General features: G+C 71.1%; 21 protein-coding genes. 9 read left to right on the top strand and 12 right to left on the bottom strand.

Annotation, left to right across the window (positions count from 1 at the left end):
• Positions 1–207 precede the first annotated feature (207 nt).
• Entirely contained in the window at positions 208–975 is a 768-nt protein-coding gene (gene fabI, locus ABZ642_RS12525) for an enoyl-ACP reductase FabI (protein WP_360481413.1), read from the bottom strand.
• 5 nt (positions 976–980) lie between these two features.
• A complete protein-coding gene (fabG, locus tag ABZ642_RS12530) occupies positions 981–1,700 on the bottom strand; it encodes a 3-oxoacyl-[acyl-carrier-protein] reductase (protein ID WP_360481416.1) in 720 nt (239 codons plus the stop codon).
• A gap of 236 nt (positions 1,701–1,936) precedes the next feature.
• Between fabG and ABZ642_RS12535 the strand changes: the two genes are divergently transcribed.
• The 3 genes from ABZ642_RS12535 to tyrS all read left to right on the top strand — a co-directional run bounded on the left by ABZ642_RS12535 (position 1,937) and on the right by tyrS (position 6,198).
• Positions 1,937–3,460 carry a TldD/PmbA family protein gene (locus ABZ642_RS12535; protein ID WP_360481419.1) on the top strand — a complete coding sequence of 508 codons (1,524 nt, stop codon included), beginning with the start codon at positions 1,937–1,939 and terminating at the stop codon, positions 3,458–3,460.
• The gene (locus ABZ642_RS12540; RefSeq protein WP_360481422.1) at positions 3,457–4,851 is read left to right on the top strand and encodes a metallopeptidase TldD-related protein; all 1,395 of its coding nucleotides are present in this window, start codon (positions 3,457–3,459) and stop codon (positions 4,849–4,851) included. Before ABZ642_RS12535 ends, ABZ642_RS12540 begins: the two co-directional genes overlap by 4 nt.
• 78 nt (positions 4,852–4,929) lie before the next feature.
• Complete coding sequence (gene tyrS / locus ABZ642_RS12545) at positions 4,930–6,198, top strand: tyrosine--tRNA ligase (protein WP_360481425.1); 1,269 nt, start codon at positions 4,930–4,932, stop codon at positions 6,196–6,198.
• A 56-nt stretch (positions 6,199–6,254) separates the two neighbouring features.
• On the opposite strand, the gene ABZ642_RS12550 is transcribed toward tyrS, so the two are convergent.
• Positions 6,255–6,533: a GlsB/YeaQ/YmgE family stress response membrane protein gene (locus ABZ642_RS12550; RefSeq protein WP_360481428.1), complete on the bottom strand. Its 279-nt coding sequence runs from the start codon at positions 6,531–6,533 to the stop codon at positions 6,255–6,257.
• 245 nt (positions 6,534–6,778) lie between these two features.
• Here ABZ642_RS12550 and ABZ642_RS12555 point away from each other — a divergent pair, with 245 nt between their 5' ends.
• A complete protein-coding gene (locus ABZ642_RS12555; protein WP_360481431.1) occupies positions 6,779–7,177 on the top strand; it encodes a DUF3099 domain-containing protein in 399 nt (132 codons plus the stop codon).
• A 216-nt stretch (positions 7,178–7,393) separates the two neighbouring features.
• Positions 7,394–7,615 carry a hypothetical protein gene (locus ABZ642_RS12560; RefSeq protein WP_360481434.1) on the top strand — a complete coding sequence of 74 codons (222 nt, stop codon included), beginning with the start codon at positions 7,394–7,396 and terminating at the stop codon, positions 7,613–7,615.
• A gap of 28 nt (positions 7,616–7,643) precedes the next feature.
• Here ABZ642_RS12560 and moaA read toward each other — a convergent pair whose 3' ends face one another.
• The 3 genes from moaA to ABZ642_RS12575 form a co-directional block, all read right to left on the bottom strand.
• Positions 7,644–8,633, bottom strand: a complete 990-nt coding sequence (gene moaA, locus ABZ642_RS12565; protein ID WP_360481437.1) for a GTP 3',8-cyclase MoaA — start codon at positions 8,631–8,633, stop codon at positions 7,644–7,646.
• Between the two features lie 154 nt (positions 8,634–8,787).
• Positions 8,788–10,407 carry a cation acetate symporter gene (locus ABZ642_RS12570; RefSeq protein WP_360481440.1) on the bottom strand — a complete coding sequence of 540 codons (1,620 nt, stop codon included), beginning with the start codon at positions 10,405–10,407 and terminating at the stop codon, positions 8,788–8,790.
• The gene (locus tag ABZ642_RS12575) at positions 10,404–10,760 is read right to left on the bottom strand and encodes a DUF485 domain-containing protein (RefSeq protein ID WP_360481442.1); all 357 of its coding nucleotides are present in this window, start codon (positions 10,758–10,760) and stop codon (positions 10,404–10,406) included. Before ABZ642_RS12575 ends, ABZ642_RS12570 begins: the two co-directional genes overlap by 4 nt.
• A gap of 335 nt (positions 10,761–11,095) precedes the next feature.
• Between ABZ642_RS12575 and ABZ642_RS12580 the strand changes: the two genes are divergently transcribed.
• From ABZ642_RS12580 to ABZ642_RS12595, 4 genes are all read left to right on the top strand, one after another.
• Complete coding sequence (locus tag ABZ642_RS12580; RefSeq protein ID WP_360481445.1) at positions 11,096–12,622, top strand: S8 family serine peptidase; 1,527 nt, start codon at positions 11,096–11,098, stop codon at positions 12,620–12,622.
• A 65-nt stretch (positions 12,623–12,687) separates the two neighbouring features.
• Entirely contained in the window at positions 12,688–14,238 is a 1,551-nt protein-coding gene (locus tag ABZ642_RS12585; RefSeq protein ID WP_360481448.1) for a S8 family serine peptidase, read from the top strand.
• A gap of 39 nt (positions 14,239–14,277) precedes the next feature.
• Positions 14,278–15,654: a CoA transferase gene (locus tag ABZ642_RS12590; RefSeq protein WP_360481451.1), complete on the top strand. Its 1,377-nt coding sequence runs from the start codon at positions 14,278–14,280 to the stop codon at positions 15,652–15,654.
• Between the two features lie 105 nt (positions 15,655–15,759).
• Positions 15,760–16,770 (top strand): CopD family protein, encoded by a 1,011-nt coding sequence (locus ABZ642_RS12595; RefSeq protein ID WP_360481453.1) that lies wholly within the window; start codon positions 15,760–15,762, stop codon positions 16,768–16,770.
• Positions 16,771–16,863: 93 nt separating this feature from the next.
• Here ABZ642_RS12595 and ABZ642_RS12600 read toward each other — a convergent pair whose 3' ends face one another.
• From ABZ642_RS12600 to ABZ642_RS12625, 6 genes are all read right to left on the bottom strand, one after another.
• Positions 16,864–17,910 carry a zinc-dependent alcohol dehydrogenase family protein gene (locus ABZ642_RS12600; RefSeq protein WP_360481456.1) on the bottom strand — a complete coding sequence of 349 codons (1,047 nt, stop codon included), beginning with the start codon at positions 17,908–17,910 and terminating at the stop codon, positions 16,864–16,866.
• 36 nt (positions 17,911–17,946) lie between these two features.
• The gene (locus ABZ642_RS12605) at positions 17,947–18,612 is read right to left on the bottom strand and encodes a lysoplasmalogenase (protein WP_360481459.1); all 666 of its coding nucleotides are present in this window, start codon (positions 18,610–18,612) and stop codon (positions 17,947–17,949) included.
• Positions 18,609–19,475, bottom strand: coding sequence for a sterol desaturase family protein (locus ABZ642_RS12610; protein ID WP_360481462.1), 867 nt, complete (start codon positions 19,473–19,475; stop codon positions 18,609–18,611). Before ABZ642_RS12610 ends, ABZ642_RS12605 begins: the two co-directional genes overlap by 4 nt.
• A gap of 110 nt (positions 19,476–19,585) precedes the next feature.
• Complete coding sequence (locus tag ABZ642_RS12615) at positions 19,586–20,299, bottom strand: VIT family protein (protein WP_360481465.1); 714 nt, start codon at positions 20,297–20,299, stop codon at positions 19,586–19,588.
• 45 nt (positions 20,300–20,344) lie between these two features.
• Entirely contained in the window at positions 20,345–21,574 is a 1,230-nt protein-coding gene (locus ABZ642_RS12620) for an amidohydrolase family protein (RefSeq protein ID WP_360481468.1), read from the bottom strand.
• A complete protein-coding gene (locus ABZ642_RS12625) occupies positions 21,571–22,857 on the bottom strand; it encodes an amidohydrolase family protein (RefSeq protein ID WP_360481471.1) in 1,287 nt (428 codons plus the stop codon). The genes ABZ642_RS12620 and ABZ642_RS12625 overlap by 4 nt, the downstream gene beginning before the upstream one ends.
• Positions 22,858–22,911 lie beyond the last annotated feature (54 nt).

The raw sequence follows: 22,911 nt of genomic DNA on the forward strand, positions 1-22,911 counted from the left end.
GGGACCTCCTCGGCCGGGCTGGGGAGGGAATCGCACGGTGAACGCGTGATCCGACGCGTAGTCCCAGGGTGCGCCGCCCGGGCGGCGACGGCCCGGCCGGTGGGCCGAACGGGTGAGGCCCGCACCCCTTGCGGGATACGGGCCTCGGAGACTCCGTGTGGACGAGGTCCGGGCGGAGGGTGTCCGTGCGGACGAGGTCCTTGCGGGTCAGGCGCCGATGGCGTGCAGGCCGCCGTCCACGTGGATGATCTCGCCGGTGGTCTTCGGGAACCAGTCGCTCAGCAGGGCGACGATGCCCTTGCCGGCCGGCTCGGGGTCCTTGAGGTCCCACTCCAGGGGGGAGCGGTGGTCCCAGACCGAGGCCAGCTCGGTGAAGCCCGGGATGGACTTCGCGGCCATCGAACCGATGGGGCCGGCGGAGATGAGGTTGCAGCGGATGTTCTGCTTGCCGAGGTCGCGGGCGAGGTAACGGCTGGTGGCCTCCAGGGCGGCCTTGGCCGGGCCCATCCAGTCGTACTGCGGCCAGGCGTACTGGGCGTCGAAGGTGAGGCCGACGACCGAGCCGCCGTTCTGCATCAGCGGCAGGCAGGCCATGGTCAGCGACTTCAGGGAGTACGCCGAGACGTGCATGGCGGTCGCGACGGACTCGAAGGGGGTGTTGAGGAAGTTGCCGCCGAGCGCGTCCTGGGGGGCGAAGCCGATGGAGTGCACGACGCCGTCGAGCCCGCCCAGCTCCTCGCCGACGAGGTCGGCCAGTCGCCCGAGGTGCTCGTCGTTGGTGACGTCCAGCTCGATGACCTTGGTGGGCTTGGGGAGCTTCTTGGCGATGCGCTCGGTCAGCGTGGGCCGCGGGAACGCGGTGAGGATGATCTCGGCGCCCTGCTCCTGGGCCAGCTTGGCCGCGTGGAAGGCGATGGAGGACTCCATCAGCACACCCGTGATCAGGATGCGCTTGCCCTCGAGGATTCCACTCATGGTGATCAGTGACCCATTCCCAGTCCGCCGTCAACGGGGATGACGGCTCCAGTGATGTACGAGGCGTCGTCCGAGGCGAGGAACCGCACCGTCGCGGCGACCTCCTCGGGCTCCGCGTACCGGCCGAGCGGCACCTGCGACACGATGGTGGCGCGCTGCTCGTCGCTGAGCACCTTGGTCATGTCGGTGTCGACGAAGCCGGGCGCGACGACGTTGAAGGTGATGTTGCGCGAACCCAGCTCACGGGCGAGGGACCGCGCGAAGCCGACCAGGCCGGCCTTGGAGGCCGCGTAGTTGGCCTGACCGGGACCACCGTAGAGGCCGACGACCGACGAGATGAGGACGACACGGCCCTTCTTGGCGCGCAGCATGCCGCGGTTGGCGCGCTTGACCACGCGGAAGGTGCCGGTGAGGTTGGTGTCGACGACCGAGGTGAAGTCCTCCTCGGACATACGCATCAGAAGCGTGTCCTTGGTGATGCCGGCGTTGGCGATCAGGACCTCCACCGGGCCGTGGGCGTCCTCGATCTCCTTGTAGGCCTGCTCCACCTGCTCGGTGTCGGTGATGTCGCACTTGACGGCGAGGCAGCCCAGTTCCTTGAGGACGGCAGGCGGCTCACCCGAGCGGTATGTGATGGCAACCTTGTCGCCGTTGTCGGCGAATGCGCGGGCGATGGCGAGGCCGATGCCCCGGTTGCCTCCAGTGACGAGAACCGAGCGGCTCAACGGATCACCCTTTCGTTCGGTCTGACCACCGGCCGGAACAGCTGGCACGACAGGCGGCTTCATCGAAAACCTATCGGTCCCGTCGGCACGGCGAGCAAGCGGGCACCGACAGTGGCTCAGGGGTGTCGCTGTCGGGTCCCTACAGAAAGGCCCGGCGCCGGGCCGAAACCTGTGGTCCGTACACCCGCGGGCGCGACATGATCGGACGGACAGGCCACGACAGCAGGGAGACCTCCGTGCCTCATTCCATCGACGAAGCCTTCACGGCGCTTCCGCTACGGGCCCTTGCCGACGCCGCGCTGGCACGCGCGCGTGCGCTGGGGGCCCAGCACGCGGACTTCCGGTTCGAGCGGGTGCGCAGCGCGTCCTGGAGCCTCAGGGACGCCAAGCCCGCCGGATCGTCGGACACCACCGACCTCGGATACGCGGTCCGGGTCGTGCACGGCGGTACCTGGGGCTTCGCCTCCGGCGTGGACCTGAGCCTGGACGCCGCCGCCAAGGTCGCCTCCCAGGCGGTGGCGATGGCGAAGCTCTCGGCGCAGGTGATCAAGGCTGCCGGCTCCGAGGAGCGGGTCGAGCTGGCCGGCGAGCCGGTGCACGAGGAACGGACGTGGATCTCGTCGTACGAGATCGATCCGTTCGCCGTGCCCGACGAGGAGAAGGCCGCGCTGCTCGCGGACTGGAGCGCCCGGCTGCTGGCGGCGAACGGCGTCGACCATGTCGACGCCTCGCTGCTCACCGTGCACGAGAACAAGTTCTACGCCGACACGGCCGGGACCGTGACCACCCAGCAGCGGGTGCGGCTGCACCCCCAGCTGACCGCCGTGTCGGTGGACGAGTCGAGCGGCGAGTTCGACTCGATGCGGACCATCGCGCCGCCGGTCGGCCGCGGCTGGGAGTACCTCACCGGCACCGGCTGGGACTGGGACTCCGAACTGGAGCAGATCCCGGTGCTGCTCGCCGAGAAGATGCGGGCGCCGAGCGTCGAGGCGGGGCTGTACGACCTGGTGGTCGACCCGTCCAACCTGTGGCTGACCATCCACGAGTCCATCGGTCACGCCACCGAGCTGGACCGCGCGCTCGGCTACGAGGCCGCCTACGCCGGCACCTCCTTCGCCACCTTCGACCAGCTCGGCAAGCTCAGGTACGGCTCCGAACTGATGAACGTCACCGGCGACCGCACCGCCGAGCACGGCCTGGCGACCGTCGGCTACGACGACGAGGGGGTCGAGGCCCAGTCCTGGGACCTGGTGAAGGACGGCACGCTCGTCGGCTACCAGCTGGACCGCAGGATCGCGAAGCTGACCGGCTTCGAGCGCTCCAACGGGTGCGCGTACGCCGACTCCCCCGGGCATGTGCCCGTGCAGCGCATGGCCAACGTCTCGCTCCAGCCCGATCCGGCCGGGCTGTCGACCGAGGACCTGATCGGCGGGGTCGACCGCGGGATCTATGTCGTCGGCGACCGTTCCTGGTCGATCGATATGCAGCGCTACAACTTCCAGTTCACCGGCCAGCGGTTCTTCAGGATCGAGAACGGGCGGATCACCGGGCAGCTCCGGGATGTCGCCTACCAGGCGACGACCACCGACTTCTGGGGCTCCATGGCGGCCGTCGGCGGCCCGGGGACCTACGTCCTGGGCGGCGCCTTCAACTGCGGCAAGGCCCAGCCGGGACAGGTCGCCGCCGTGTCCCACGGCTGCCCCTCGGCCCTCTTCAAGGGCGTCAACATCCTCAACACCACGCAGGAGGCCGGTCGATGAGCGCCCGTGACAACAAGCCGCACGAGATCGTCGAGCGTGCGCTGGAACTCTCCCGCGCCGACGGCTGTGTGGTCATCGCCGACGAGCATTCCACCGCCAACCTGCGCTGGGCCGGCAACGCGCTCACCACGAACGGCGTCACGCGCGGCCGCTCGCTCACCGTCGTCGCGACCGTCGACGGCAAGAAGGGCACCGCCTCCGGTGTCGTGTCCCGGTCGGCGGTGACCGCAGACGACCTGGAGCCGCTGGTACGGGCCGCCGAGGCCGCCGCGCGCGGCGCCGGTCCCGCCGAGGACGCGCAGCCGCTGGTCACCGGCGTGCCGGAGGCGCAGGACTTCACGGACGCGCCCGCCGAGACCTCCTCGGCCGTGTTCGCCGACTTCGCCCCGGCGCTCGGCGAGGCCTTCGCACGCGCGCGTGCCGGTGGCCGCGAGCTGTACGGCTTCGCCAACCACGAGCTGGTCTCCACGTACGTCGGCACCTCGACCGGGCTGCGGCTGCGCCACGACCAGCCCACCGGCACCCTTGAGCTGAACGCCAAGTCGCCGGACCGTACCCGGTCGGCCTGGGCCGGGCGCTCCACCCGGGACTTCAAGGACGTCGACCCGGGCGCCCTCGACGCCGAGCTGGCCGTGCGGCTGGGCTGGGCGGAGCGCCGGGTGGAGCTGCCTGCGGGCCGGTACGAGACGCTGCTGCCGCCGACCGCCGTGGCCGACCTGCTGATCTACCAGCTGTGGTCGGCGTCCGGGCGGGACGCGGCCGAGGGGCGGACGGTGTTCTCCAAGCCGGGCGGCGGCACCCGCGTCGGCGAGCGGCTGACCGAGCTGCCGCTGACCCTGCGCAGCGACCCGAACGAGCCGGGCCTGGAGTCCGCGCCGTTCGTCGTGGCGCACTCCTCCGGCGGTGACCAGTCGGTCTTCGACAACGGACTGCCGGTCGGCGCCACCGAGTGGGTCGCGGGCGGCGAGCTGAAGCACCTGACCACCACCCGGCACACGGCCGGTCTGACCGGACTGCCGGTCGCCCCGGCGGGCGGGAACCTGATCCTGGACGGCGGCGACGACCGCTCCCTGGACGAGATGGTCGCCGCCACCGAACGCGGGTTGCTGCTGACCTGCCTCTGGTACATCCGCGAGGTCGACCCGGCGACGCTGCTGCTCACCGGCCTGACCCGGGACGGTGTGTACCTGGTGGAGAACGGCCAGGTCACCGGGCAGGTGAACAACTTCCGGTTCAACGAGTCGCCGGTGGACCTGCTGGGGCGGGCCACCGAGGCCGGGCGCACGGAAAAGACGCTGCCGAGGGAGTGGAGCGACTGGTTCACTAGGGCTGCGATGCCCGCGCTGCGCGTGCCCGACTTCAATATGAGCTCTGTCAGTCAGGGCGTATAACCTCGTAGCCGGTGGTCGCACGACCGCCCCGAGATCATCTGAAGATCATCCGAGATCGCCCAAGGAGATACGAGAACCGTGACGGACATCGTCGACGAGCTGAAGTGGCGGGGGCTCATCGCCCTCTCCACGGACGAGGACGCATTGCGCAAGGCGTTCGCGGACGGTCCTGTCACGTTCTATTGCGGCTTCGACCCGACCGCGCCCAGTCTGCACCTCGGCAACCTCGTGCAGATCCTGACGATGCGCCGGATCCAGCAGGCGGGCAACCGCCCGCTGGGCCTGGTCGGGGGTGCCACGGGCCTGATCGGCGACCCGAAGCCGAATGCCGAGCGCACGCTGAACGCGCCCGAGGTCGTCGCCCAGTGGGTCGAGCGGCTGCGCGCGCAGATCGCCCCCCTGCTGGACTTCGAGGGGCCGAACGCGGCGGTCATGGTCAACAACCTGGACTGGACCCAGGGCATGTCCGCCATCGAGTTCCTGCGTGACGTCGGCAAGCACTTCCGCGTGAACAAGATGATCGCGAAGGAGGCCGTCGCCCGGCGTCTGGAGTCCCAGGAGGGCATCAGCTACACCGAGTTCAGCTACCAGATCCTCCAGGGGATGGACTTCCTGGAGCTGTACCGGCGGTACGGCTGCACGCTGCAGACCGGCGGCAGCGACCAGTGGGGCAACCTCACCTCGGGCACCGACCTGATCCACAAGGTCGAGCCCGACGCCGAGGTGCACGCGCTGGGCACGCCGCTGATCACGAAGGCCGACGGCACCAAGTTCGGCAAGACGGAGTCCGGCACGGTCTGGCTCGACCCGGAGATGACCACGCCGTACGCCTTCTACCAGTTCTGGCTGAACGCGGACGACCGGGACGTCTCCAAGTTCCTGCGGATCTTCAGCTTCAGGTCGCACGAGGAGATCGAGGACCTGGAGAAGCAGACCGAGGAGCGTCCGCAGGCGCGGGCGGCCCACCGGGCGCTGGCCGAGGAGCTGACGACGCTGGTGCACGGCGCCGAGCAGACGGCCGCGGTGATCGCCGCGAGCCGTGCGCTCTTCGGGCAGGGGGAGCTGGCGGAGCTGGACGAGAAGACTCTGGCCGCGTCGCTCTCCGAGGTGCCGCACATCCAGGTCGCCGAACTGGGACCGGTGGTCGACCTGTTCGCCGAGGTCGGGCTGGTGGCGAGCAAGTCCGCCGCGCGGCGGACCGTGAAGGAGGGCGGGGCCTACGTGAACAACGTCAAGGTGACCGCCGAGGACGCGGTACCCGTCGCGGACGAGTTGCTGCACGGGCGGTGGCTGGTGCTGCGGAGGGGCAAGAAGAATCTGGCGGCTGTGGAGGTCGTCGGTTCGTAGGCGCCGTGCGGGGTGCGGGGATCGCGGCACGATCCCCGCACCCCGCACGCGGCGTTTCAGACCCGGTGCTTCCGCCTGCCCAGCGTCGCCATGTACAGCATGTCGCCCAGGAAGACGATGATGATCGCGGCGACCAGCTGGAAGAGGTGGCGGGTCCAGTCGATGCCTCTCGTCTCCGCCACGCCCAACGCGCGGGCGATCGCGTTGCCGGCGATCGCGCCCAGGATGCCGAAGATGGTCGTCAGCCAGAGCGGGCTGTGCTGCTTGCCCGGGATGACCGCCTTCGCGATCAGGCCCAGCACGAATCCCACGATGATCGCCCACAACCATCCCATGGCTGCCTCCTCGTACGGCTCGACGTGAGCATTACGCCAAGTTTCGGCCTGTCCGCCGTACGGCGCATGTCGGTACGCCCGTACGCGGTACGGCGCAGAACGTTCACGCAGGCGGGCGGGCGACCCGGTCTCGATGGCGGCGCAGGCGCGGCGTAACGTGGGAGACGTCCTGGCCCGGTTCCCCGTACGGGTTCGGGCAGGGTAGGGGCCGGGGAGAGTCCGATGCGGGCGGATGGTGGAATGTGATGCGGAAGCAGCGCGGCGGCGGCAGCGTCCAGGTGTTCCGGATCACCGGGGCCCGCACCGGCCTTGCCGAGGACGTACGCGGCCGGCAACGGCGGTATGTCATCTCGATGTCCGTCCGGACCGTGTCGGTGATCCTCGCGGCCACGTTGTGGAACGTCGAACGCTATGTCGCCGTCGTGGCGTTGGTGCTCGGGGCACTGCTCCCCTATGTCGCGGTCGTGCTCGCCAACGCGGGCCGGGAGCGGCCGTCCTCGCTCCCGTCGACGTTCGGAGTCGCCCCGACCCGGCTGATGATCGCGCCGCCGCGCGCGGAGGAACCGCACCCGGAACCCGTCCCGGAGGACGTGGTGGCCGATCCGGTGGCGGGGGTGCGCGGTGAGCGGCCGGAGTCGGTCTGACCACCGGGGACGCGGCGCGAGCGGACGACGGCCGCGCACAAAGCTCAAGAAAAGCTCAGATCAATCGTGCTGTTCCGGTGCCGGGCGGAGGGTGACCCATGACATACTGCGTACGCGCTCCGCATCCCCCGTCGGAGCGACGGACCGACGCCGGGCAGCTCCCCCCGTGGCTGCTCGGCGTCGCCTTGTTCGGGGCCCTTTTTGCAGGACGACGCAGTGCGGGACGAAGCAGTGAGTGACGTTATCTGTTCAGCGAAGGGTTGCCGGGCCGACGCGGTGTGGGTGCTGGCGTGGAACAACCCGAAGATTCACACGCCGGAGCGGCGGAAGACCTGGCTCGCGTGTGAGGAGCACCGGGAGCATCTCTCGCAGTTCCTCGGGGTGCGGGGGTTTTTGAAGGATGTCGTGTTGTTGAAGGAGTGGGAGCCGTCCGCGTAGGGCTCCCACCGGGCTCCGCCGGGCGGCGCTAGCCCCCGATCGCGGACATCGGCCGGTCCGGCTGGACGAACAAGGGATCGTCCAGACCCGCGCCCGCCTTCTTCCCCCACATCGCCAGTCGCCAGATGCGGGCGATCTCCTCGTCGGACCCGCCCGAGCGGAGCGCGGCGCGCAGGTCTGTCTCTTCCCTCGCGAACAGGCAGTTGCGTATCTGGCCGTCGGCCGTGAGGCGGGTGCGGTCGCAGGCCGCGCAGAACGGGCGGGTGACCGAGGCGATGACGCCGACGCGGTACGGGCCGCCGTTCACCAGCCAGCGCTCCGCCGGGGCGGCACCTCGCTCGTCCGCGTCCTCGGGGGTGAGGTCGAAGCGGGTGCGGAGCGAGGCGAGGATGTCCCCCGCCGTCACCATGCTGTCGCGCTTCCAGCCGTGCTGGGCGTCCAGCGGCATCTGCTCGATGAAGCGCAGCTCGTAGTCGTGCTCCACGGCCCAGGCCAGCAGGTCGGGGGCCTCGTCCGCGTTCAGGCCGGGCATCAGGACCGTGTTGACCTTGACGGGGGTGAGGCCGGCGTCGCGGGCGGCCCGGAGGCCGTCGAGGACGTCCTGGTGGCGGTCGCGACGGGTGAGGATCTTGAAGACGGCCGGGCGGAGGGTGTCGAGGGAGACGTTGACCCGGTCCAGACCGGCCGCCTTGAGGGCCGTGGCGGTGCGCCGCAGGCCGATGCCGTTGGTCGTCAGGGACGTCCGGGGGCGGGGGGCCAGCGCCGCGACCCGCTCCACGATGGAGACCAGGCCGGGGCGCAGCAGGGGCTCGCCGCCGGTGAAGCGGACCTCCTCGACGCCCAGCAGGCGGACGGCGATGTCGATCAGGCGGACGATCTCGTCGTCCGTGAGCAGGTCGGACTTGGTCAGCCACTGCAGGCCCTCCTCGGGCATGCAGTACGTGCAGCGCAGATTGCACCGGTCGGTCAGCGAGACCCTCAGGTCGGTGGCCACCCGGCCGTAGGTATCGATGAGCACGTGGGCCCCCTCCCTCGTTACGGATCGGTTCTCTTCCGTCACCTGCGAGCCTACGTGACGGCGCTGACATCGCGAGGGGGCCGATGCCACGAGGTACGACGGGGCCGCGTCGTAGGACCCTACGATCCTCCCGACGCGGCCGGTCGTACGAAGGTCAGTGCGCTCCGGTGCCGGTCAGGGACCGCACCTCCAGTTCCGCGTACTTCGCGGCGTCCGGGACCTCCTTGGACAGGTAGGTGCCCACGACGCCGAGGAGGAAGCCGACCGGGATCGAGATGATGCCGGGGTTCTCCAGCGGGAACCAGTGGAAGTCGACGCCCGGGAACATCGACGTCTCCTTGCCGGACACCACCGGCGAGAAGAGGACCAGGCCGACCGCGGTGACCAGGCCGCCGTAGATCGACCAGAGGGCGCCCCCGGTGGTGAACCGCTTCCAGAAGAGGCTGTAGAGGATGGTCGGCAGGTTCGCGGAGGCGGCGACCGCGAAGGCGAGCGCGACCAGGCCTGCGACGTTGAGGTCGCGGGCCAGGGCGCCGAGCACGATCGACACCGCGCCGATGCCGACGGTGGCGTAGCGGGCCGCGTTGATCTCCTGCTTCTCGGAGGCCTGGCCCTTCTTGATCACGTTGGCGTAGATGTCGTGCGCGAAGGACGAGGACGAGGCCAGGGTGAGGCCCGCGACCACGGCGAGGATCGTCGCGAAGGCCACCGCCGAGATGGTGGCCAGCAGGATCGCGCCCCAGTTGGAGTCGACGCCGCCGAGATGCAGGGCGAGCAGGGGGGCCGCGGTGTTGCCCGACTTGTTGGAGGCGATGATCTCGTCCGGTTTGATCAGCGCGGCGGCGCCGAAGCCGAGGGCGAGGGTCATCAGGTAGAAGGCGCCGATCAGGCCGATCGCCCAGAGCACCGACTTACGGGCGGCCTTCGCGGTGGGCACGGTGTAGAAGCGGATCAGGATGTGCGGCAGGCCGGCGGTGCCGAGGACCAGGGCGATGCCGAGGGAGAGGAAGTCCAGCTTGCTGGTGCCGGTGGCGCCGTACTTCAGGCCGGGCTCCAGGAAGGCGGTGCCCTTGCCGCTGTTGTCGGCGGCCTTGCCGAGCAGGTCGGAGATGTTGAAGTGGAACTTGGCCAGGACCATGAAGGTCAGCAGCAGGGCGCCCGCGATGAGCAGCACGGCCTTGACCATCTGCACCCAGGTGGTGCCCTTCATGCCGCCGATGGTGACGTAGACGATCATCAGGACGCCGACCAGGGCGACGATGCCGATCTTGCCGCCGTCGCTGGTGATGCCGAGCAGGAGGGAGACGAGGACGCCCGCCCCCGCCATCTGGGCCAGCAGGTAGAAGATCGACACCACGATCGTCGAGGTGCCGGCCGCGGTGCGGACCGGGCGCTGGCGCATCCGGTAGGCGAGTACGTCGCCCATGGTGTAGCGGCCGGAGTTGCGCAGCGGCTCGGCGACCAGGAGCAGGGCGACGAGCCAGGCGACCAGGAAGCCGATGGAGTAGAGGAAGCCGTCGTAGCCGAAGAGGGCGATGGCGCCGGCGATGCCGAGGAAGGACGCGGCGGACATGTAGTCGCCGGAGACGGCGAGGCCGTTCTGGAAGCCGGTGAACTGGCGGCCGCCCGCGTAGAAGTCGGCGGCGTCCTTGGTCTGCCGGCCGGCCCAGATGGTGATGACGAGGGTCGCGGCGACGAACACCGCGAACAGGGTGATGATCAGTGTCCGGTGCTCGCTGGCCTCGCCGGCCGCCATGGTGATCGCGGGGTTCATGCGCCGCCCTCCATCCGGGACTTGATGGCCTCGGCCTTGGGGTCGAGCTTGGCCGCGGCGTGGTGCGCGTACCACCAGGCGATGAGGAACGTGGTGAGGAACTGGGCGAGCCCGAGGACCAGGGCCACGTTGATGTTGCCGACGACCTTGGTGCCCATGAAGTCGCCCGCGTAGTTGGAGAGCAGGACGTACAGCAGGTACCAGGCGATGAAGCCGACGGTCAGCGGGAAGGCGAAGGAGCGGTAGGAGTGCCGCAGTTCGGCGAACTCCGGGCTCTGCTGCACCTCGGCGAACTCCTCGCTGGAGGGGAGCCGGGTCTGCGTGTTCGAGGGCGGTGGTGTCTCGGTAGCCACGGAGTCTCCTCGCGATACGGACATGCGGATTCTGACCTCACAGACACTTGGATCGCCTACCCGGAGTGATGGGGCGACTCCGTCAGGTGATTCCGACAGGGGGCCTCGATCCTGCTGTGGCTCCCTCCTCAAGGTCACGGCGCCACGCGTGGACAGGTTCAACTCGCCCGAGTTCTTTCGGAAGTCGCCGGTGCGAGTCGCCTCCGGTCATTGCTGGCCGGTGAGTGCGGGAGATAGCTTCGCCCTGCACCACCCGTCATGTACCTGCCCAAGCGGCAACTCGCGGCTCGGGCGGGCCCGTTTTCGGATGATGTTCCGGATGATGTGGAGACCCCATGGCTCATCTGCGTTCCAGACGCTTGCTGGCGCTCGCCGTACCGGTTGCCCTGTCACTGACCGCCTCGCTCGGCCTGCTGCCGGCGGCGGCTTCGGCGGCACCGCTGACGGCCTCGGCGACGCCGGCGGCGGACGGGCCGAACCTGGCCTATGTCGTCAACACCAGGACGGACCACCGCACGATCGAGTCGGTGCAGCGGGCGATCGCCCGCAACGGCGGCACGATCGTCGAGTCGTACGACAGGATCGGTGTGATCGTCGTGCACTCGGCGAACCCGGACTTCGGCGCCGCGATGCGCGCGGTGCGCGGGGTGCGGTCGGCGGGAGCGACGCGGACGGCTCCGCTGAGCGCGGCGGGGACCACGGCCGAGGGCGCCGTGCAGGTCCTGTCGAAGGCGGACGCCGCGAAGGTCGAGAAGAGGGCGGCGGCCGGCCAGGAGCCCTTGGAGGCCGACCAGTGGGACCTGCGGGCCATAGGCGCCGACAAGGCCGCCGCGGTCGACCCGGGGAGCCGCTCGGTGACGGTCGGCATCATCGACACCGGCGTCGACGACACCCATCCGGACATCGCCCCCAACTTCTCAGCCGCGCAGTCCGCCAACTGTGTGAGCGGCAAGGCCGACACGACGTACGGCGCCTGGCGGCCGGTGGACGCCGACCACTACCACGGCACGCATGTCGCGGGTGAGATAGCCGCCGCCCGCAACGGCATCGGCGTGGCGGGCGTGGCACCAGGGGTGAAGGTCGCGAGCATCACCGTGGCCCAGCCCGACTCGACGCAGCTGTTCTACCCGGAGAGCGTCGTCTGCGCCTTCGTGTTCGCCGCCGACCACGGCGTGGAGATCACCAACAACAGCTACTACGTTGATCCATGGCTGTACAACTGCATGGACGACCCGGATCAACGTGCCATCGTTGACGCGGTCAACAGGGCTCAGCTGTACGCCCGGAGCAAGGGCACGCTCAATGTGGCTTCGGCGGGCAACTCGAACGACGACCTCGACGCGAACGCCCTCACGGACGCCTCCAGCCCCGACGACTCGACGGCCACGACCCGCACGGTCGACCCGCACGAGTGCTTCGACGTGCCGACCCAGCTGCCCGGTGTGGTCACCGTGAGCGCGGTCGGTGTCAAGAACGCCAAGTCCTACTACTCCAGCTACGGACAGGGTGTCGTCGACGTGGCGGGCCCGGGCGGCGACAAGTACCAGATCCCGGACACGCCGTCACAGAACGGCCGCATCCTGTCCACCCTGCCGAACGACCAGTACGGCTTCCTCCAGGGCACCTCGATGGCGTCCCCGCACGTGGCGGCCGTCGCCGCACTGCTGAAGTCGACCCACCCGCACGCCTCCCCGGCCCGGCTCCTGGCCCTGCTGAAGGCCGAGGCGGACAACCCGGGCTGCCCGACGGACCCCTACGACGGGGACGGCGACGGCGTCGTGGACGCCACCTGTGTGGGCGGGAAACACGTCAACGGCTTCTACGGCTCGGGGGTCGTGAACGCGCTCCGCGCGGTCAAGTGACCACCCCGCAGCAGGACTTCCCGCACGGCATGCTCGTTTCGCGAACGAACCGGAGGCTCACCCACATGACAGCGCCCCAGTCGCGCCACCGCCGCGCGCTCGCCATCCCGCTCGGCATGGCCATGGCCACGGCCCTCGCGTTCCTGCCCAACGTCTCGGCGTCCGCCGCCGACACCACGGCCACGACCACGGCCACGGTCACGGGCGCCTCGGACGCGAGTGACGCGACGTCCCTCAGCTATGTCGTCAACGTCCGCCCCGGACACGACACCTCGCGGCGCGTCCAGCGGGCGATCGGCCGGGCCGGCGGTTCGGTGGTGATCGCGTACGACGAGATCGGCGTGATCGTGGTCCACTCGTCGAACCCCGACTTCGCCAAGACCCTGCGCAAGGTGCCCGGCGTGGACTCGGCGGGCGCCACCCGCAACGCGCCGCTGCCCGCCCAGTCGACCACCGACGTCGGCACGCCCCAGGTGCTCAGCTCCGAGCAGGTCGCGGAGGCGGACGCGCAAACGGCCGACGGGCAGGACCCGCTGGAGCCGCTGCAGTGGGACCTGCCCGCCATCAAGGCCGACAAGGCGCACGAGAAGACCCTCGGCAGTTCGAAGGTCACCGTCGCCGTCATCGACACCGGCGTCGACGACACCCACCCGGACATCGCCCCCAACTTCTCCGCCGCACAGTCCACCAACTGTGTGTCGGGCAAGCCGGACACGACGTACGGGGCCTGGCGGCCCAGCGCCGCCGAGAGCCCGCACGGCACCCATGTGGCGGGTGAGATCGCGGGCGCCAGGAACGGGATCGGCATCACCGGTGTGGCGCCGGGCGTCAAGGTGGCGGGCATCAAGGTCGCCACCACCGCCGGGTACTTCTACACCGAGGCCGTGGTCTGCGGTTTCGTGTGGGCGGCCGAGCACCACATCGACGTCACCAACAACAGCTATTACACCGACCCCTGGTACTTCAACTGCACCACCGACCCGGACCAGAAGGCGCTCGTCGACGCCATCACCCGGGCCTCCCGGTTCGCGGAGCGGAAGGGCACCGTCAACGTGGCGGCGGCCGGCAACGAGAGCTACGACCTGGCCTCCGACTCGATCACCGACCCGGTCTCGCCGAACGACGGCACGCCCAGCGACCGGGTGATCGACCCGCACACGTGCTACGACATACCGACCCAGCTGCCGGGCGTCGTCACGGTCGCCGCCACCGGCGCGAAGGGCCTCAAGTCGTCCTTCTCCAACTACGGCCTCGGAGTGATCGACGTCGCCGCGCCCGGCGGCGACTCGACCGCCTACCAGGCGCCGGCGCCCCCGGCGACCAGCGGCCTGATCCTGGGCCCGCTGCCGGGCGGCACCTGGGGCTACATGGCCGGTACGTCGATGGCGACCCCGCACGTCGTCGGTGTCGCCGCGTTGATCAAGTCAACCCATCCGCACGCCTCCCCCGCCCTGGTGAAGGTCCTGCTGTACGCCGAGGCCAGCGCCACGCCGTGCACCGACCCGTACGACATCAACGGTGACGGCAAGGTCGACGCGGTGTGCGAGGGCTCCAAGAACCACAACGGTTTCTACGGCTGGGGCACGGTGGACGCACTGGCGGCGGTGACCCGGTAGGTGCATATATTGATTGAGTCAATACTGCATAGTGCAGTCATGACTGCAATCAACTACGCGTGGTCCGCGCTGGGTGGCGATCCGTCGTTGCCCGCGCGGATCACGACCGTGGCACGCGCGGACACGCTCCCGTCACGCCTTCCTGTACGACGGCTGGCCCGCGCGTGTGTCGGCGCGTGCGCGCTGGCCGCCGCCGAGCTGGGGGCGCGCCGGACCGGTTCCGCCCAGGTGCCGGGCGTTCGGGTGGACGACGGGGCGGTGGCGACGGCGTTCACCAGCGAGCGGCGGCTCCTGGTCGACGGGCGGGCTTCCGTGCAGTTCGCCCCGCTGTCGCGGTTCTGGCGCGCGGCCGACGGATGGGTGCGTACCCACGCCAACTACCCGCACCACCGGACCCGGCTGCTGACCGCGCTGGGGCTGCCGGAGGGGGCCGCGGCCGAGGACGTGGCGGCCCGGATCGCGGAGCAGCCCGCCTCGGCGGTCGAGACCGCCGTCTACGGCGCCGGCGGGCTCGCCGTGGCGCTGCGCTCGCCCGGGGAGTGGGCCGCGCACGAGCAGGCGGCCGAGGTGGCCGCACGCCCCCTCGTCGAGCGAGGCCGTCTGGACACGGCCCAGGCGCGCGTGCTCCCGCCGCTCGACGCCGGCGCCTCTGCCCTGCTGCCCGCCGCCGGGCTGCGCGTCCTGGACCTGACCCGGGTCCTGGCCGGCCCGGTGGCCACCCGCACCCTGGCGCTGCTGGGCGCGGACGTTCTGCGCCTGGACGCACCCTGGCTGCCCGAACTCCCCGACCAGCACGCCGACACGGGCTTCGGGAAGCGCTCGGCGACGCTCGACCTCACGAGCGGCCGGGCGGCCTTCGAGGAGCTGCTGGCCTCGGCGGACGTCGTGGTCACCGGCTACCGGCCGGGCGCCCTGGACCGGTTCGGGCTCTCCCCCGAGGCACTGGCCGAACGGCGGCCGGGGCTGGTCGTGGCCCAGGTGTCCGCGTGGGGCGGGTACGGGCCGTGGGGCGGCCGGCGCGGCTTCGACAGCCTGGTGCAGGTCGCCACCGGTATCGCGGAGACCGAGGGCTCGGCGGACCGGCCGGGCGCGCTGCCCGCACAGGCGCTCGACCACGGCACGGGCTATCTGCTGGCGGCGGGAGTGCTGCGAGCGCTGACCGAGCAGTCGTACGAGGGCGGGAGCAGGTTCGTACGGCTGGCGCTGGCGCGCACCGCGCGGTGGCTCACGGCGGAGGTGGAGCAGGGGCCCGAGGGCGGTGAGCCGTACCAGGGGCCGGACGCCTGGCTCGCCGAGACGGACAGCGCGCTGGGGCGGCTGCGGTACGCACGGCCACCGGTGTCCTTCGCGGGCGGCCCGGCCGACTGGGCGCGGCCTCCGGTGCCGTGGGGATCGGATCCGGCCAAGTGGGCGTGACCGCACCCACCGGGTGGCCGGAAACTTACGAATAGACGGAATGACGCTCCGTCAGTTGTTTTCCGGCACTTGCCCGGTTCTGTCACGGCTGGCGAAGATCGTGGGGTGACGGCGACAGGACCGACCACCGAAGCGGCCGACGCGAGCGGCCCCGCGAGACGCGCCGGTGCCGGCCGGGCCGTCGCCGTCCTGCTCCTGGTGGCGCTGGCCGCGCTGGTGCCGCTGCTCGGGCCGTCCGCCGCGTTGCACGACACCGGGGAGGCCGCGGCGCCGGGAGTGGGCGGCATCGCTCTGTTGCGGGGGGTGCTGTTCGCCGCCCTGTGCGTGCCGCTGGGCGAGCTGTTCGTGGACCGGCTGGCCCGCCGGCTGCCGGACGCGCCGCCGGAACGGCCGTCCAGCTGGGCGGTGTTCGCGGCCGCGGCCGGTTTCGTCGCCGCGCTGGCGCTCGCGTCGGTCGTGTCGACGGGCAACCTGGTGCCGCGCTCTCTCGCCGACATCGACGTGGGCGGCCTGTACCGGTCACGTGACGGCAAGTTGGCGCTGATCGAGGTCAACGCCTTTGTGCTGGCCGGTCTGTGCGCCCGCGCGCGCCGCCCGGCGATCCAGGTGTGGCCGCTCGCCGCGGTGGTCGTCGCCGAGGCGCTGCGCGCCCATCCCGCGCCCGAGCACAGCCCGTTGCTCGGCTCGGCGCTGACCCTGGTGCATCTGACGTGCGCGACGCTGTGGGCGGGCGGTCTGCTGCACGCGCTGCGCCTGCTGCGCCGGTGGCGCGGCCGGGAGGCCGGAGCGGCACTGCTCGGTCTCTACGCGCGCGTGGCCGCCGTACTGCTCGCGGCCATCACCGCGACGGGCGTGTGGAGTTCGCTGCGGCGGATGCCCGCGGGCACGATCCTGGACCAGCTGACGACGACGGCGTACGGGCGCACCCTGCTGGCCAAGGTGGTCCTCGTCGCCGCCGTCGCCGCGCTCGCACTGTGGGCACGGTTCCGGCTGCGCCGGGCGGCCGACCCGCTCACCGCGTACGTCCCCGCGCGGGCCGAGGTGGCCGTGCTGGCGCTGGTGGTCGCGGTGTCGGGCGTGCTGACGGCGCTGCCGGTACCGATCAGATGGACTTGACCGGGTCGCTCGATCAGGTCGACCCGGTCAAGCGCGCTCCATCGGATGCGCTCCATCAAGTGGACCTGATCAACCATGGACCGGGATGTTGATTCAGCCGTTGGTGACGAGCACCTTCAGGGCGGTGCGCTCGTCCATCGCCTTGTAGCCGTCGGGCACGCCCTCGATGCCGACGGTCAGGTCGAAGACCGGCGAGGGGTCGATGGTGCCGGCGAGGACGTCGGGCAGCAGGTCGGGGATGTAGGCGCGGACCGGGGCAACCCCGCCGCGCAGGGCGATGTTCCGGTCGAACATGACGGAGAGGTCGAGGCCGGTGCCGCTGCCGTGCGGGACGCCGACGAAGCCGATCGCCCCGCCGTCCCGGGTGATCTCGACGGCCGTCCGCATGGACTGCTCGGTGCCCACGGCCTCCACGACGGAGTGCGCGCCCTGGCCCCGGGTGAGCTCGCGTACGGCGGCCACCGCCGCCTCCCCGCGCTCGGCGACGACGTCGGTGGCGCCGAAGCGGCGCGCGATGTCGGTGCGGACCTCGTGCCGGCCGAGCGCGATGATCCGCTCGGCGCCCAGCCGCTTGGCGGCCAGCACGGCGCACAGGCCGACCGCGCCGTCCCCGACGACGGCGACCGTGGCACCGGGACGGGCACCCGCGCCGAGGGCCGCGTGGTGGCCGGTGCCGAGGACGTCGGAGAGGGTCAGCAGGGCGGTCAGCAGGTGGTCGTCGGAGGCCGCGTCCTTGGGCAGCTGGACCAGGGTGCCGTCGGCGAACGGGACCCGCACGGCCTCGCCCTGGCCGCCGTCGTATCCCACCGAGCCCCAGAAGCCGCCGTGCTCGCAGGAGGTCGTCAGGCCCTCCCGGCAGTAGTCGCAGACGCCGTCGGACCACATGAAGGGGGCCACCACCAGGTCGCCGCGCCGGACGGTGCCCACCTCGGAGCCGGTCTCCTCGACGACGCCCAGGAACTCGTGCCCGATGCGCTGCCCCGGCTGCCGGGCCGCCTCGCCCCGGTAGGCCCACAGGTCGCTGCCGCAGATACAGGCGCGCAGCACGCGTACGACGGCGTCGGTGGGCAGTTGCACCACCGGCTCGGGCACGTCCTCCACGCGCATGTCGTACGGGGCGTGGATGGTGGTGGCGCGCATGGCGAGGATCCCTCTCGTGCGGTGTCGTGGGTGCGCTCAGGGGGTGGTCGGGCGCACTTCACGGTACGCCGTCGCCGGTGCGGGCCGCGCGTCGAGGGTGCCCCGGACCAGCAGGAACTGCCCGACCGCGTAGGTGAGCATGATCCAGAAGTCGGGTCTCGGCAGCTGCGGCCAGTCGGCGACGCCGGTCGCGATGAGGGTGTCGGAGAGCATGAAGAGCGCGCCGCCGAGCCCGGCGACCGGGCCGAGCCGGGTGACCGCCGTGTACGCCATGGCGGTGAGCAGGGTGCTGTAGCCGGCGACGGGGACGCGGAGACCGGCGGGCAGGTCCGGCCAGAGCAGGGCGACCAGGGTGACGAGGGCGGCGGCGTAGGCGACGGCGAGAACGCGGGCACGCGCGTGGGCCGGTCCGTGGCGGCGGAACAGGACGAGATAGCAGACGTGCCCGGCGGCGAAGCAGGCCATCCCCGCCATGAAGGCGGGGTCGGCGTCGGAGAGGAGCAGCACATCGCCGCCCCAGCCGCACAGCAGGGCGGCGACGAGCAGCCGCGGGCCGCCCGCGCGGGCGGTCCAGGCGGCCAGCAGCGGCATCAGGAGCACCTTGGCGACGACGTGCCCGGCGTGGCAGCCGGCCGCGAGGCAGCCGAGGTCGGCCGCGAGGGCCAGGGCGAAGGCGGCGAGCAGCGCCCGGGACGCTCTCACGCGGCCACGGACTCCTCGTTCTGCTCCACGGCGGCCGCCGGCGCCCAGCCGGGCCCCCCGAACACCCGCCCGGCCCGCTCCCGCCAACTGCGGGCGGCCTTCAGGTCCCTGCCGATGGCCAGGTACTCATGGGTGGCCACCTTGATCGGGTTGAACGTGTTGATGTTCTTGGTCAACCCGTACACCGGCCGCTCGACCTCCGGCACCCACGACCCGAACAGCCGGTCCCAGATGATGAGGATCCCGCCGAAGTTGCGGTCCAGGTAGCCGCCCTGGGAGGCGTGGTGCACGCGGTGGTGGGACGGCGTGTTGAAGACGAACTCGAACCACCGGGGCATCTTGTCGATGCGTTCGGTGTGGATCCAGAACTGGTAGACGAGGTTCGCGGAGGAGAGGAAGGCGAGCGTGGCCGGGTGCACGCCGACGGCGATGAGCGGGAGGTAGAACGGCCAGACGGTCAGCGACGTCCAGGGCTGGCGCAGCGCGGTGGTGAGGTTGAACTTCTTGCTGGAGTGGTGGACGACGTGGCAGGCCCACAGGATGCGGATGACGTGGTGGCCGCGGTGGGACCAGTAGTAGAAGAAGTCCTGCGCGAGCAGCATCAGCGGGACGGTCCACCACAGGACCGGAATCCGCAGCGGGGTGAGTGCGTAGACCGCCGAGTAGATCCCGACGATCGGGATCTTCCAGAGGAAGTCGAAGACGAGCGAGCCGAGCCCCATGCCGACGCTGGTGGCCGCGTCCTTGGTCTCGTACCCGTCGGCGTCGTCGTCGGGATGGATCCGGTAGCTGATCACCTCGATCACGGTGAGCAGCACGAAGGCGGGTATCGACCACAGCACGACATTGGGCAGGTTCGGCATGGGGGCACCGTAGAACCGCTGGTCGCCCGCGGCTAGACGTTGTTACCCACAAGTATTCCCTACGGTATGCGCTTGTTTGTTGGCGATCTCCACCAACGGGCGGGCGGCCGTCACACCCCCACCGCCCCCAGCAGGCTCCCCGCCGCGTAGGTCACGCCCATGGCCAGCGCGCCGCCCACCACGTTCCGCACCATCGCCGGACCCACCGCGGCCGCCCCCAGCCGCGCGCTGCTCCATCCCGTCAGGACCAGCGCGGCCAGCACCGACCCCACGGTCACCGGAAGCCGCCACTCGGCGGGCGGCAGCACGATCGCTAGCAGCGGCAGCAGCGCCCCGACGGTGAACGCCAGGAAGCTCGCCAGCGCCGCGTTCCACGGGTTGGTCAGCTCGTCCGGATCGATGCCCAGCTCCACGCTCGCGTGGGCCTTCAGCGCGTCCCGCTCCGTCAGCTGGACCGCTGCCTCACGCGCCACGTCCCGGGACAGCCCGCGCCGCTCCAGCAGCTCGGTCAGCTCCTCCAGTTCCGCCTCGGGCTGCTCCTTGAGTTCCCGCCTCTCCAGCGCGAGGGCGGCCAGTTCCGAGTCGCGTTGGGTGGACACCGACACGTACTCCCCCGCCGCCATCGACATCGACCCGGCGAGCAGCCCCGCCAGGCCGGCCGTCAGCAGGGCGCTGCGGTCCCCGGTCGCGCCCGCGACGCCGACCACGATGCCCGCCGTCGACACGATGCCGTCGTTGGCGCCCAGTACCGCCGCCCGCAGCCAGTTCAGCCGGGAGCCGAGCGCGCCCCCGTGGGCCTCGTTGTCGTGCGTCTGTTCCGTCACGACACGGAGGATCGCACTCCGGCCCCGGCGAGGGGAGTACCGACGTCACCAGACCCGTACCGAGGCCCCCCGAGCGAACACCGGACTCGTGGCGTCCGCCGGCGGCTCCGGCAGCGGCTCGGAGATCTCCGCGACCGTCGGTCCCACCTCGGCCGCGATCGGGTCCAGGAGGTCGAGGTCGAAGCCGTAGACGCGGGCCGCGTTCCCGCCGAGCATCGCCGCGACCTCCTCGCGCGGGACGCCCGCGTAGGCGAAGCGCAGGCCCTCACGGGTGTAGGGGTAGGTGCCCTCGTCGTGCGGGTAGTCGCTGCCCCACATGATCTTGTCGAGGCCGATGCGGTCGCGCAGCGGCACCTCGTGCGGGCGCATGAAGCTGGCGCCGACGAAGCAGTTCGAGCGCCACACCTCGGACGGCGACCTGCCCATGCCCTCGGCCAGGCCCGCCCCGAACCTCGCCTCCGCGGTCGTCGCCGTCGAGGCCGCGGCCAGCAGGCGTCCGTGGTAGTAGTCCAGCATGGCCAGGACCCCGGGGATCCAGCCGGAGCCCTGCTCGGTCAGGACGAGCCTCAGGTCCGGGTGGCGGCGGAAGGCGCCGCCGAAGACCAGGTGCCACAGCGCCCGGTGCGAGAACCAGGTCGTCTCGACCATGAAGACCGCGCGGGCGGCCGGTTCGTCGCCGAGCGGCGGGGACGCCGAGCCCGCGTGGTGGTTGACGGGGACGCCGAGCTCCGCGCAGACGGCCCAGATCGGGTCGTACGCGCGCGCGTGCAGTTCGGGCAGACCCGAGTTCGGTGGGGTGCCGGGCAGCATGAGGCCGCCCTTCAGGCCGGCGGCCGCCGCCCGGCGGATCTCTTTCACGGCCTCGCCGACGTCGTTGAGGAGGATCTGGAAGACACCTGCCCGGCGGCCGGGCGCGGCGGCGCAGAAGTCGGCCAGCCAGCGGTTGTGGGCGCGCAGGCCCGCCCAGCGCAGCTCGGCCTCCGCACCCGTCGGCGCGGGGGCCATCAGGGAACCGGACGGGAAGAACGGCGGGATGGTGTTCGGGAAGATCACCTCCGCGACGATCCCGTCCTGCTCCAGCTCCGCGAGCCGCCGAGCGGAGTTCCAGTTCCGGTCGGCGGAGTCGGAGAGCAGGTCCTCGTACGGGTTGACGTACGTAGCCGCCCAGTCGTCGAAGTCGTCGTGGTACCGCTTCTCCAGGTACGGCTTGTAGTCGAGGAGGTCGGCGCCCGCGTGGCAGTCGGCGGAGATCACCGTGTAGCGCTCACCGTTCATGAACTCACCCCCAGAGCCGGGAAGTCGTTGTCCGTCAGCCAGTGGCGGCCCACCTCGCGCGAGCGCGCCCAGGAGGCCGCCACGGCCGTCTGGTCGGCCGGCTGGCCCAGGTCGGCGGGGGTGGGGCCGATACGGCGGGCCAGCGGCGTCAGGCGCGCCACGTCGAATCCGAAGACCTCGGCGGCCGCCAGACCCAGCATCCGGCGGGTCTCGGCCACCGGGATGTCGTGGAAGGTACGGCGCAGCCACGCGCGCGTGTCGGGCCAGGTGCCCTCCGGGTGCGGGAAGTCGCTGCCCCACAGGATGTTGTCGACGCCGATCTCGTAGCGCTGGGCGAGTTCACGGCGTTTGGTGTTGGTGGCGCAGACGAAGACCTGCCGGTCCAGGTACTCGTGCGGCGGGCGCTTCAGCTCCTCGAAGGGCGACAGCTTCTTGCCGCCGTGCGCGCCGAGGTAGAGGCGGTCCATGAACCAGAGCAGGTTGGGCAGCCACCAGCAGCCGGACTCCGCGACGCCGAACCTGAGCCCGGGGTGGCGTTCGAAGACCCCCGACCAGAGCAGGAACCACAGCGGCCGGGCCGGCCACCAGGTCACCTCGCTGACGTAGATGCCGAGATGGTCGCCGTACTCGTGGCGCGGGGCGGCGCCGGAGTGGGTGAGGACCGGCATCCCGCACTCGGCGGCCGCCGCCCACACCGGGTCGTAACGGCGGTCGTGGTACGGCTCCTTGTCGACCCACATGGCGGGGATCATCAGCGCGCCGAGGCCGGACTCCTTGGCGCGGTGCACCTCCGCGACGACGCGGTCCACCGGGGCCGTGACCGGCAACAGGGCGACCCCGCAGTGCCGTTCGGGGTGCTCGGAGACGAAGTCGGCCAGCCAGCGGTTATGGGCCTGCGCGCCCGCCATGCCCAGCTCCGGGTCGTGGTCGCCGGACAGGCCGAGGCCCACCCCGAAAGGTGCGGCCGTCCGGCTGTCGACCGCGTCGGCGTCCGGGAAGACCACCTCCGCGGCCACCCCGTCGCCGTCCAGCTCCTTCAGCCGCTGCGCGCTGTCCCAACCCCCGCGCAGCCCTTCCTCGTTGTCCTGGAACCACTTGCTCGCGAACGCCTCGTTGCGGATGCCGAGCCGGGTCATCTCCTCCCTGCGGCGGTCCCGCCCGGCGAGGAACTCGTCGAAGTCCTGGTGGAACCGGGCGTCCAGATAGGGCCGGTACTCCTCGGTGGGCAGACCGGCGTGGCAGTCGGAGGAGATGATCAGATACGGATCGTCGAACGAGGTCACGACAGCCCCCTGTCGGTCCAGGTGCTCAGTCCAGGTGCTCAGTCCAGGTGCTCA

It is taken from the genome of Streptomyces sp. NPDC007157 (assembly GCF_040634235.1).
Classification (GTDB): domain Bacteria; phylum Actinomycetota; class Actinomycetes; order Streptomycetales; family Streptomycetaceae; genus Streptomyces.